The organism is Rahnella sp. CFA14(1/10) (assembly GCF_004195095.1).
Classification (GTDB): Bacteria; Pseudomonadota; Gammaproteobacteria; order Enterobacterales; family Enterobacteriaceae; genus Rahnella; species Rahnella perminowiae.
In genome coordinates, this window is the sequence record NZ_SEWS01000003.1 from 272,316 (window position 1) to 285,051 (window position 12,736).

Consider the following 12,736-nt stretch of genomic DNA (forward strand, 5'->3'; position numbering starts at 1 on the left):
AGAAACGATGAAAATTTATCGTCCGTTATGGAGTGACGGGGCCTTTCTGGCCCCGCAACAGTTCCAGCAACAAGCCCGCTGGGAAGCTTTTGTCGCCGATACTGTTGCGCATATGACGCTGGCCCATCCCTGGGGTGTTATTGAAGCGACTTTCGACACTGGCTCGTTGGCGCTGTCTCGCCTGAATGCCCTTCGTCTGGCGGTTCGCTTTCCCGACGGCACGCTGGTGGATACTGAACTGGCTGATAATCTCCCCCCTGCGTGTGATTTGTCAGCAATTGCTGACCGTGATCAGGTAGAGGTGGTGCTGGCGTTACCGCTGCTTTCTGCCAACGGCGGCAATCTTGATGATGGTCAGGACAGTGAGCGGCCGCGTCGCTGGCAGCAGGAATGGGTGACGGTGCAAGAATTATCAGGGCATGAACGGACAGAACTGGCGATCCAGCGTCATGCGATCACGCTGCGTTTTGCGTATCAGGAAAACAGTGCATATCTGACCTGCCCTGTCGTACGTCTTGTACGTAATGCGCAGGGTCAGTGGATGCAGGATGCGAATTTCATCCCGCCGATGCTTTCGTTATCTTCCAGTCCGACAGTGTTGACCGAACTGGGTGATTTGATCCATCGCCTGCAGATCCGCCGTCGCCGTCTGATGGAAATGCGCCGTGAAAGCAATGAACGGATGGCTGACTTTGCAGTGGCTGATGTGTCCTTATTCTGGTTGCTGAATGCGTTTAACAGCGCGGAACCGGTTCTGATGGAGCTTTATCAGTCTCCGGACCGCCATCCCGAACTGTTCTATCGTGAACTGGTGCGACTGGCGGGCAGTCTGCTAACGTTTTCTCTCGAGCATAAAGCTGAAGATATTCCTATGTATCAGCATGATGTGCCGGAGAAAGTTTTCCCTCCGCTATTCAGCCTGCTGGATGCCTTGCTCGAAGCCAGCTTGCCATCCCGTATGGTCGCGATTGAGCTGACACATGAAGCTCAGTTCTGGACAGGTTCCTTGCACGATGCCCGTCTGCGAGACGGTGCAGATTTCTACCTTTCCGTACGCTCCTCCATTCCTAACCACCTGTTGCAAACCCAGTTCCCCCTGCTTTGTAAAGCAGGCAGCTTTGAGGATGTTTCTGACGTAGTCAATGTGGCGCTGAACGGAGTGGTAATGAAGGCGCTGTCTCACGTCCCGGCGGCTATCCCGCTGCGTCTAGAGAACCAGTATTTTGCCCTGGATCTGAACAGCCCGGCTGCACGGACCATGCTGGACTCGGGCAACTGTGCCTTTTATACCCCCGGCTCGCTGGGCGAAATTAAACTCGAACTGTTTGCGGTGCTGCGCTCATGAGCAAAAAAAATACGTCTTTCATTGATGAAGTATTTTATCCCTGCTGGCTAATGGTCAGCCAGTTGCGTAACGGGCAGGAAATTAATGACGGAGAGGCCCTCTATCGTCGTGCCTGTGAATGGATTGACACTGCGCACGAGACGCTGTCAGCTGCCGGTTTTAGCGAAACCAGCTGTGACCATATGCTGTATACCCAGTGTGCTTTACTTGATGAAAGTATTCTCAATCGTCAGAAAAAGGACAGCGGCCACACGAAGTGGATTAAAGACCCGTTGCAGGCACGTTATTTCAATACGTTCAATGCGGGGGAAGAGTTTTGGGAACGCATCCGTAAGGTACTCCAGGAACCAGCACCGGATATCGCGGTGCTAACCTGTTTTTACCGGGCGCTGATGCTCGGCTTCGCTGGCCGTTATCGGGACCAAGGAGATGAGCGCAGGGAAGACGTTGTGCGCAAACTGAATCAGTTAGTACCGCCTTTTGCCTCGGCACAAGAAACGCCGATCGTTTCGCGTTCACTACGCCTTCGTTCAGGGCGCAAAACCTACTGGTTCTCATGGGTCGCGGGCATCGTGATACTAATTGCACTCTGGTTTGTATTAAACACGCAGCTGACGCACATGGTTTCTAAACTGACAGGGAACCACTGACGGATGCGCGGATTAACACAGTTAATATTGCTGCCTTTAGCTGCCTGTTTGTCCCTGTGGCTCATTCTGGGTTTTTGGCCGCTTGGCATCGTCAGCCGTATTGCACTAAGCATGCTTGTGTCGATCATCAGCCTCACCATGGGTTATTTTCAGTGGCGTGGGTACAACCGCGATGAAATTGCTCAAGTAAAAATCGCAGATGCCATTCTCCCGCCTGAAGGTTTTCAAGGCGCTGTGGTGCTGGTTTGTGGCGACAGTATGCCGCTGTTCTCCGTATCCATCCCCTTCCGTGAAACGCGTCAGGGGTGGTATCTGCCGGTCGCATTGCCGGAAGATCTGCCGTTACTGGCGAAACATCTGGCAGCGGAGCGTCCGGCGCTTATTGCTCAGGTTTCTGTGTTGCTTGCCATTTTGCCTGAACAACATCAGGAAAAGGATGATTTAACACAGAGGCTACATGTCTGGCACCGGGCTATTGTGCAATGTAAAAGCTGGCTGGCTGGAGTTCCTCCCGTTTGGATCAGCACATGGCTCTCGCCTCCCTCGGCATCCGCCACTGAAACTGAACGCTGGTTCACCATCACGCCTGACTTTAAAGATGTTCAGGTCCAGGAAGCCGGCGCCGGTGTTATATCACTTGTGGAATGGAGCCAGCGATCAGATGCACGAAACAGTCAGGAAAAGTTAAGCGCTGTCTTCTGGATGGAGAGCCTGTTGCCGTGGCTTGAAACTCACGTAGGCAACATCCTCACTCAGCGACAAGGCGATGTCCCTGCCCTGATCCCCTGCGTCTGGGGAGCTTGTTTTACCCTCGTCACCGGTAGCCCGGACAATCTGTGGCAGGGTCATATAGGTGGCATTACCACACTCACACCTCACGTTCACGAGGTGAAGGAATGTCTGCCATTGCCGGAAGTGTTGTTGCCTTATCTGCCACGCCGTCATGGCGTCTCTCGTCTTATGCAGGTCTGGCAGTTAGCAGGTTTGCTGTGTGGTGTTTTCCTCCTGTTTGCGCTTCTCGCATCGTTTGTTAATAACCAGCGTCTGGTACAAAGCGTGGGCGATCACCTTGCCCTGTATAACCGCCTCAGTGGCACTCCTCCATCACCTAAAACAGTTGCACAGCAGCAACTCCGCGCTGACGCCAGTTTGCTGGATGAATGGATACGCAGCGGAGCGCCGATGCGCATGTCAGTGGGTTTATATCAGGGTATGCGGCTGATTGCGCCGCTTGAAGCCGCGATTAATAGCTGGTCACCACCTCCGCCACCACCGCAAGTACTTACGCAAATTGTGCAGGGACCGAAAACTATCCTGTTAGATTCCCTGTCGCTATTTGACGTGAGTAAATCTGAGCTCAAAACGGGTTCCACCAAAGTGTTGATCAACGCGCTGGTTGGAATCAAAGCTAAGCCGGGTTGGCTGATCGTGGTAGCGGGTCATACCGATATTACGGGGGATGAAAAATCCAACCAACTCCTCTCGTACCGGCGTGCAGAGTCAGTACGCAACTGGATGCGAGAGACCGGCGACATTCTGGAAAGTTGTTTTGCCGTACAGGGCTACGGTGCAATCCGCCCGATTGCAACAAACGACACCCCGGAAGGCCGTGCGGCTAATCGCCGTGTCGAAATCAGTCTGGTGCCACAGGCAGATGCCTGTCAGGCAACAGCAACCCCACATTCATCAAATGATTGATGAATGCTTAACCTTGAAAGGAGAACTACCCATGGCAATTCCTGTTTATCTGTGGCTGAAAGATGATGGCGGTGCGGACATTAAAGGTTCCGTAGACGTAAGAGATCGCGAAGGCAGCATCGAAGTCGTTGCACAGGATCACAACCTGTATATCCCGACCGATAACAACACCGGCAAACTGACAGGTACCCGTATTCACACCCCGTTCCTGTTTACCAAAGAAATCGATTCCTCCAGCCCCTACCTGTACAAAGCCGTGACCACCGGTCAGACCCTGAAATCTGCTGAGTTCAAATGGTATCGCATCAACGACGCAGGGCAGGAAGTTGAGTATTTCAACACCAAACTGGAAAACGTCAAGCTGGTGAAAGTCGCGCCAAAAATGCACGACATAAAAGATCCGGCTAAAGAGAAACACAACCACCTCGAAGCTATTGAGCTGCGTTACGAAAAAATCACCTGGACCTACAAAGACGGCAACATCATTCATTCCGATTCGTGGAACGAACGTACTACCGCGTAAGACCCTACAGCAGACGGCTCACCGTCTGCTGTTTTTGTTTGCTGAACCGCTGCCTGAGGATGAAGCAAACAAAAACAGAAACGGACATCGACCTTATGGGCCTGGGTTTCCTGCAACGGAAATGGCTAAGGGCGGTAGCGTACCCAAAAAAGGAACTCAGCATGGAACATCAGTCAGCCGTATTACTTCGCCGCTTAAACCCATATTGTGCCAAAGCGCTGGAGGGTGCCGCAACGCTCTGCCAGACCCGAGCCCACAGCGAAATCACTGTCGAGCACTGGCTGCTCAAATTGCTGGAACTGGGCGAAGGTGACATTACCGTACTGGCCCGCCGCTACGAGTGGGATATGGACGCCTTGTGGCAAAGCCTGCTGGCACATCTCGATGCGCTGCCACGCTCTGTACATTCCCGCCCGCAACTTTCTCCGGATCTGCAAATGCTGATGAAAGCGGGCTGGCTGGCTGCATCACTACAAGATGACAATGAGAACATCCGCAGTGTACATCTGCTGGAGGCACTGATGGCGCAGCCGCGCCTGCTGCGTTGTGAAGGATTATGGCCGCTGTTCAGCCTGAGCGAAGAACATATCCGTCGCCTGAAACCGGTGCTGGATACTTTGTCCGAAGAGCGCCCGGAGCTACAGCAGCAGGAAAGCCTGAACCGTACGCCGTCATCGCTCTCCGATCATGCTGCTATTTCGCAACATGATGCGGGTATGCGTGGTCAGTCATTAAGCGAAGCGCTGCAGGCCGCACTGGATAAATTTACGCTGGATGTCACCGCAAAAGCCAAAGCCGGTCAGATTGACCCGGTATTTGGTCGCGACAATGAAATTCGTCAGATGGTGGATATTCTGTCCCGCCGCCGTAAAAACAATCCGATTCTGGTCGGCGAACCGGGCGTAGGGAAAACCGCACTGGTCGAAGGCCTGGCCCTACGCATTGCGGAAGGCAATGTGCCGGAGAGCCTCAAAACCGTCTGTCTGCGTACGCTGGATTTGGGTCTGTTGCAGGCGGGAGCCGGTGTGAAAGGCGAGTTTGAGCAGCGCCTGAAAAACGTCATCAATGCCGTGCAACAGTCGCCGTCGCCGGTACTGTTGTTTATCGATGAAGCGCACACCATTATCGGAGCAGGTAATCAGGCCGGTGGTGCGGATGCCGCTAATCTGCTTAAACCTGCCCTCGCCCGCGGCGAACTGCGTACCATTGCCGCTACCACATGGTCTGAATATAAGCAGTATTTTGAGCGTGATGCGGCTCTTGAGCGCCGCTTCCAGATAGTCAAAGTCGATGAACCGGATGACGAGATGGCATGCCTGATGCTGCGCGGTCTGAAATCCCGTTACGCCCAACATCATGGTGTCCATATTACTGACGACGCGGTGAAAGCCGCCGTCAGTCTATCCCGCCGCTACATCACCGGCCGCCAGTTACCCGACAAAGCCGTCGATCTGCTCGACACCGCCTCCGCCCGGGTGCGCATGAGCCTGGATACCCTGCCGGAAGACCTGACCCGCCTGAAGGCACAGATCACCGCGCTGGAAATGGAAGAACAGGCATTGCTGGAAGACATCGTACTGGGCAGTAAAACCCACGGTGAACGTCTGGAACAAATTGAACAACAGACCGACAGCTTAGACGAACAACTTAATATACTTACCGCTCAGTACCACGCGGAAAAGGACCTCACACAGCAACTGCTGGAGACCCGTCAGGACATCAGCCGTCAGGAAGAAATTGCCAGCCTGCAAAAGCAACTCACTGATTTACAGTGCAACATCCCGCTGCTATCGCCGGATGTTGATGTGCGTACCGTTGCGACAGTGATTGCAGACTGGACCGGCGTACCGCTGACCAGCCTGCTGAAAGACGAACAAACCGATTTGCTGCAGCTGGAAAAAAATCTCAATAAGCGCGTCGTAGGCCAGGATCATGCGCTGGCCGGCATGGCACAACGTCTGCGTGCCGCCAAAACCGGCCTGACGTCTGAGGACGGCCCGCTGGGCGTATTCCTGCTGGTCGGCCCGAGCGGCGTAGGTAAAACAGAAACAGCTCTCTCGCTTGCCGACTGCCTGTTCGGCGGCGAAAAATCGCTGATCACCATCAACCTCAGTGAATATCAGGAAGCACATACCGTTTCCCAGCTAAAAGGCTCACCTCCGGGCTACGTCGGTTACGGGCAGGGTGGCATTTTAACGGAAGCCGTACGCAAACGTCCTTACAGCGTCGTCCTGCTCGATGAAGTGGAAAAAGCGCACCGTGACGTCATCAATCTGTTCTATCAGGTGTTCGACCGCGGTTTTATGCGCGACGGTGAAGGACGCGAAATCGACTTCCGTAACACCGTGATCCTGATGACCGCCAACCTCGGCAGCGACCACCTGATGCAACTCCTGGATGAACAGCCGGAAGCGACCGACAGCGATTTGCAGGAATTGCTGCGCCCGATCCTGCGCGATCATTTCCAGCCCGCGCTGCTCGCCCGCTTCCAGACGCTGATTTATAAACCGCTGAACGCTGCGGCCATGCGCACTATCGTCGAGATGAAACTGGCGCAAGTCGCCAGACGTCTGAGCAAATATTACGGCCTGCGCTGCACCATCGAAGAAAGCCTGTACGACACGCTGGTCGGTGCCTGCCTGCTGCCTGATACCGGTGCGCGCAACATCGACAGCCTGCTTAATCAGCAGGTCCTGCCGGTGCTCAGCCAGCAATTACTGCAACGCATAGCCGGGCAACAGCGCACCACCGCGCTGGCACTGGGCTGGGATGAGGAAGACGGGATTACGCTGGAATTTGACGACCAGGAAACGCTTTCACTCCAATACGTATTATGATTTTCACTTTAAAGGAAACGTATATGTCAGGCGGAGAAGGACAGCTCAGGAGAATGACTCCGGGGGAAGTCAGATTAGCGCAAACGCTTTACGGCGAACAGATCAACTACTCAACAGTCTGGATCCATTGCGGCAGCTACCTTCCGTTCGGTTTACAGGCGAAGAATGTCGCCATGACGCCAAACGGAGAGGTTTATTTCCGGGAAGGCTATTATTACGCTGACTTTTCATCAGACAGAATAAGCATAGACAGCAGGCATGTTTTTTTACATGAACTCTGCCACGTCTGGCAGTATCAGCATGGCATGCTGGTTAAACTTCGCGGACTATTCAGTTGGGCTGCAAATTATCATTATGATTTAACTAAAAACCGTCTGTCTGACTATTCCATGGAACAACAAGCCTCTATTGTCTCAGATTATTATGTGTTGCGGGATATGGGATATAGCACCTGGCAAGGACTGTGGGGCAATAACTTTATTAATAAAGACAGTTATTATGCTGATGTCGATCTTATACGCATGTATGAGAGCATTCTGGGTTCATTTCCGTCACCGGAGGCACTATGAAGATAACAATATTAATGCTTGTTTTTCTGCTCACCGGATGCCTGGGTGACAGGATCCCTTGGGATATCGCTGAAGTAGAACAGTCTGACGGACAAGTGTGCGTATATTCCTCGGAGACAGGTGAAAACGCGGTCTTCGAACGGATGAAAATACAAAAAACAGGGGAATCGAATGAGTTTATTGTCAATTTCACTGAAAAAATATATGCCAGAAATAGCTGCTTACCTTTAATGGGCTATGCATTTATCGCTAATAATGAATATAACGTGAGCTTTTCAGTCATTGACACCCAAAACGGAAGTAGAGAAGTGTTTGCGGCTACGTTTATAGCTAAATAGTTCCTGCCAATTTACTCATTCAAAGGACACATATTACCGGAGCATGATTTGCTGACTCAGGGTAATGCAGAAGGATGCAAAATGAATATTATCGATACATTAACCGATACAGTTAATTCGCTCTCCGGAAGCCTGAATCGTTACCGACTCGATGTTCAGAGCTGTGATGTGTATCTCGACGTGGAGTCTTTTACGGGACAGGAAGAAATAAGTTACGGGTATCGTTACAAAATCGATTTCACCTGCGCCAATAAAGATATTGATGCGAAAACGATGTTAAGGCGTAGCACAACGCTGACGATGCAAACCGCAGGGGCTTTGGTTCCAGGTATGACGATGCCGCACGTGCAAAAAGTCGTACATGGCGTGGTGACTCATTTCACCCGTCTGACAGGCTCAGCGGATGAAGCCCATTATCAGATTACCGTTGAACCCTTCTTCGCACTTTTAGGTAATCAGAAGCGCTCACATCGATTCTTTCTCCAAAAATCCATCCCTGAGGTTGTTGAACAGATTCTGCGCGAACACAACTTCAAAGGATGGGAGTTTCAGTTCAATTTAAAGCTGAGCTATCCGAAACGTGAACAAATTAACCAATTTGATGAAAGTGATCGGGCGTTTATCGAGCGTTTATTGGCCGAAGTAGGGATTTTCTATACCTTCACGCTTCAGGAAGACACACAAACCGAGATAGTGGTATTTGGCGATAAACAAAGTTGCTACCAGTTTGGTAAGACATTGCCATTGGGTAATCCGGCCGGGATGAATGATAACGGCGTCGAAGCGGTATGGGGTCTGGCACTGCGCCATCAGGTTGTCGAGGCGTCGGTACTGGCTAAAGATTATAACCATCGGGAAGCCCAGCTTTCACTGGTTTCCGCACGGGCAGATATGAGCCGGGGTGACGGTGATGGCATCACTTATGGGGATGTCTACCAGTACCAGCCCCGCCATTTAGTTCGCGGTGACGCAATGACACCCGCACCGGAAAGCGGCAACTTTTGGGCACGTCTTGAGCATGAGCGTTTTTTAGCAGCACAAACCCAACTGAGTGGAAGTAGCACGGATGCGACGTTGGTCCTGCTACAAGTGCTCACTGTCCAGGAAAGCACTCTGCCACCTACCCTTCCGGCAGTCTGGCAATCGCCCGTCGTCATCACTGGTTTACGTTTTGCCGGAAGCAGGGCGACTTCATTATCGGTGAACTTTACCGCTGCCCCCTACAGCGAAACCCTGTGCTGGCGCCCTGCTCTTAAACCGCGTCCTAAAGTCAGCGGTACGATGATGGCACGCGTCACCAGCGCAAAAGCCAACGACATCTATGCCTGGCAGGATGCTGCGGGGTTATATCGCGTCAAATTCGATGCTGATCAGGATGAAAAGGCGCAGGGTCAGGAAAGCATGCCCGTCCGCCTCGCTAAACCTTATGGCGGCGATGTCTATGGTATTCACTTCCCGCTGATCCAGGGCACTGAAGTGGCGATCGCGTTCCACGACGGTGACCCTGATCGCCCGTATATCGCGCACGCGCTTCATGATTCACGTCATACCGATCACGTCACCGAGAAAAACAACACCCGCAACGTCATCCGCACGCCTGCAAATAACAAACTGCGCATGGAAGATAAGCGCGGCGAAGAACACATCAAACTCAGCACCGAATATGGGGGTAAAACCCAGCTGAACCTTGGGCATAATGTGGATGCTAAACGCGGACAGCGCGGTGAAGGGTTTGAGCTGAGAACGGATAAATGGGGAGCGATACGCGGCGGGAAAGGTTTATTTATCACGGCGGATCAGGCCGGTGTCAGTACTCAGATGCTGGACATGGACGCTGCCATTGCTCAACTTGAAAATGCCCTTTCGCTGGCGAAAAGTATGTCAGCTGCAGCTGAGATTGCTACTGCTACCCCCTCAGACACCGATTCACAAGAGATGCTGACCAGGTCGCTCAGCAACCTGGTTCAGCCCGGTATTTTACTCAATGCTCCGCAAGGCATCAGCGTAAGCAGCCCGAAAGCGGTGCGACTGGCATCGGGAGATGCCAGCGTGGGCATCATTTCGCAGCAAAATACCGATATCAGCGCGATGAAGAACTTCACTGTCTCTGCGGGTGAAAATGTCAGCCTGTTTGCCGCTAAACAGGGCATGAAAATGTTTGCGGCTAAAGGGAAAGTGGAAATACAGGCGCAGGACGACAACCTTGAAGCACTGGCGAAAAAAGATGTTCAGCTGACCAGTGCGGAAGGGAAAGTCACCGTTACAGCCTCTTCCGAACTCTTACTGACATGCGCCGGTGCGTATATCAAAATCAGCGGCGGTAATATTGAACTGGGTGCTCCAGGGAATATCCTGCTCAAAGCTGCAAATGTACAAAAATTAGGGGCCGCAAGTTTACACTCACAACTAGTTGAGTTTCCCAAAGGTTTCAATGAGTTTTTTGTTATTAGAGATCAAAACACCGGTAAACCCCGTCCGAACTATCTGTATAAATTAATCACCGCCGAAGGCGAAGAGATACACGGCAGAACGGATGCTGAGGGGAAGACAACAGCGGTATACGGCGCAACACCTGGCAGTATCAGGCTCTACACGGAAGATGAATAACAGGGAGTTAACATGACGGATTCAAGCAAACCCATTGCCGAAGCTCAGACCAAAGCACTGGGAACGGGCACAGACGCGCATATCAAGTCCAAAGATAAAGGTGTCGTCTATTTCGAGCTTTCAACCGGATACTATTATGTCGTGGACGGTGAAACAGCCACTTCCATTGAAGATGAAAACAACCGCCTGCAAGGACTCGTTGAGAAACAAATCAGTGCAGCAAAAGCCTTTGCCGATATTCAGGGACAATGCCTGGCTTCGCCAAAAGTCCCGGCGCTTAGTTCGAAATACAGTCAGCTTGAACAGACTCTGTTTGATGCCAATAAAAATCTGAAACGTGGCCTGAACTTCCTCGAACCCATGCAGGCTGCTGACGATACTGAAGATAAACCTCACTCACTAAGTGAAATTGGCAATAACACTGAAAAATTAATCGAGGTGCTGCCAATACGCAAATCTGGTGGTAAAGGAAAAGTTATTTATGTTCGCCCGAGCCTGAACAGTAAAAGATGGGAACCTTACATTCCGGAACAGGCAGAAAGCGGAAAAGGCAGCTTTATCAAAGATGGGAAAATTGATAAGAAAGAACTGCATAATCAGCTTAAAGACGTCAGCGTTAAAATTAAAAAAGACTGGGATATCGTCGATCCTGCCAACCACACAGGTTCATTATTCGCCTGGTCGGATAAATGGAACAAAGCGGCTAAATTTCAACTGCATGATGAGCAAGATCAGTCAGGATCAGATCATTTCGATGCTTCCGCCGGTGCTCAGCTTTTACGGTATACCGCCGGTGTCGGCGCTAATCTGGAATTCGACCCTGTCAATATGGAGGCACAGGCCAAAGTAAGTGGCAGTGCTGAATTTGCCATCTGGGAAGGCAAAGCAAATTTTAAAGTGATGTTCCCCCACCGTTTAGGCTGGTTACCTTCCGTGCCAAAGCGTGGCGGTGGTGAATGTGTACTGGGATATTTTCGACTGGATCTGGAAGTGGTAGCTACCAGCAGTGTGGGTGCATCCTTAACTGCAGAATTAGGCATCGCAATAAATAAAAAGCCCGATGGAGACGAAACGGCTGGTATAAGAGGCAGCGGTTCTGACTACCAACCCACTCCGCCACCGGGTGAGAGAAAAATCAGTTTAACCAAAGTTACTGAAAACTCAGAAGTCAAAAGTGGTATTCGCGCTTTTGCAGGCGTCGAAGCAAAAGGAGAGGTTTCAGGTTCTGTTATGTGGAAAGAACCCGAAAAGATGACCGCGACAGAAGAGGAAGATTATAAAGCGATTGCAAAAATCAGTGAAAGTTCATCATTCTTATTTGGCAGTGGTTTCGAAGCTACCTTCGAGATTAAGTTATCAGAAGGAAAATTATATATTGCCTGTCATGCCGGATTATGTTGGGGTGCGGGTGCAAGTGGCGGAATTGATTTTGAAGTAGATGCTGAGTTGCTGTTAGATTTTCTAAAATACGTTTATTATTTATTACGAGATGCTGATTATCAGAAATTGGCAGTCGTAATTAAAAAAGATGCATTTGACTATTTAGCTAAAATAAATTTATTAACCCTGATCAATAATAGCGAAAATGTTAAAAAACTATATAAATCCGCTTCAGACATTGATGCTGCCATTAATAATTATTTAGAGACAAAAGACGAAAGGATTGCTTTTATTGAAAAAATATCGTCTGACAAAAATCTATGCAAATATTCAACTCCTGAAGTAAAAGGCAATATGCTTGCAATGTTAACGGAAGAAGACTTTGTAGATGCCCTACAAGATATGTGGAATGAAAACAATGCTAAGTTTAAACAGGGAGTCATCAATATATTTCGCTGGGTTCAATCAAAATCAGAATACGAAAATGTCATTCAGCATTGTTCACTGGTACTAGGTGAAAAAAAATACCCAGACTGGAAAAAAAAGCAAACTCGCCTGGCAAGTCGTATGTATTTTGGCGATAGATCAAAAGTAGAGTTTGGTACTATAACCTTGATAAGCGATGGTTTCGGAGAATCGTTTGAATCAATCTATCAGAGACTTAGCACCACGCCAATGGCAGGTTATGAAATAATGGCAAATGATACATACGATTATAAATTGGCAGTAAATATGATTTGTAGACTTTACTATAAAAATGAAGCTTTAACATAGAAATGGAGATTTTAG

At 50.4% G+C, this 12,736-nt stretch carries 9 protein-coding genes; all 9 read left to right on the forward strand.

Going from position 1 to position 12,736, the window contains the following annotated elements:
- Positions 1-7 precede the first annotated feature (7 nt).
- The 9 genes from tssK (at position 8) to EVX52_RS07910 (ending at position 12,721) form a co-directional block, all read left to right on the forward strand.
- A complete protein-coding gene (gene tssK, locus EVX52_RS07870; RefSeq protein WP_129991028.1) occupies positions 8-1,345 on the forward strand; it encodes a type VI secretion system baseplate subunit TssK in 1,338 nt (445 codons plus the stop codon).
- A complete protein-coding gene (gene tssL / locus EVX52_RS07875) occupies positions 1,342-1,995 on the forward strand; it encodes a type VI secretion system protein TssL, short form (RefSeq protein ID WP_129991029.1) in 654 nt (217 codons plus the stop codon). The genes tssK and tssL overlap by 4 nt, the downstream gene beginning before the upstream one ends.
- Positions 1,996-1,998: 3 nt before the next feature.
- On the forward strand, positions 1,999-3,693 hold the full coding sequence (locus EVX52_RS07880) for an OmpA family protein (RefSeq protein ID WP_129991030.1): 1,695 nt from the start codon (positions 1,999-2,001) through the stop codon (positions 3,691-3,693).
- 31 nt (positions 3,694-3,724) lie between these two features.
- Complete coding sequence (gene hcp / locus EVX52_RS07885) at positions 3,725-4,216, forward strand: type VI secretion system effector Hcp (protein WP_129953524.1); 492 nt, start codon at positions 3,725-3,727, stop codon at positions 4,214-4,216.
- A 161-nt stretch (positions 4,217-4,377) separates the two neighbouring features.
- Positions 4,378-7,053: a type VI secretion system ATPase TssH gene (tssH, locus tag EVX52_RS07890; RefSeq protein WP_129991031.1), complete on the forward strand. Its 2,676-nt coding sequence runs from the start codon at positions 4,378-4,380 to the stop codon at positions 7,051-7,053.
- A 23-nt stretch (positions 7,054-7,076) separates the two neighbouring features.
- The gene (locus EVX52_RS07895) at positions 7,077-7,622 is read left to right on the forward strand and encodes a type IV secretion protein Rhs (protein ID WP_129991032.1); all 546 of its coding nucleotides are present in this window, start codon (positions 7,077-7,079) and stop codon (positions 7,620-7,622) included.
- Positions 7,619-7,960 carry a putative T6SS immunity periplasmic lipoprotein gene (locus EVX52_RS07900; RefSeq protein ID WP_129953521.1) on the forward strand — a complete coding sequence of 114 codons (342 nt, stop codon included), beginning with the start codon at positions 7,619-7,621 and terminating at the stop codon, positions 7,958-7,960. The genes EVX52_RS07895 and EVX52_RS07900 overlap by 4 nt, the downstream gene beginning before the upstream one ends.
- 81 nt (positions 7,961-8,041) lie before the next feature.
- On the forward strand, positions 8,042-10,567 hold the full coding sequence (locus tag EVX52_RS07905; protein WP_129991033.1) for a type VI secretion system tip protein VgrG: 2,526 nt from the start codon (positions 8,042-8,044) through the stop codon (positions 10,565-10,567).
- Between the two features lie 12 nt (positions 10,568-10,579).
- Positions 10,580-12,721 carry a hypothetical protein gene (locus tag EVX52_RS07910; protein WP_129991034.1) on the forward strand — a complete coding sequence of 714 codons (2,142 nt, stop codon included), beginning with the start codon at positions 10,580-10,582 and terminating at the stop codon, positions 12,719-12,721.
- Positions 12,722-12,736 lie beyond the last annotated feature (15 nt).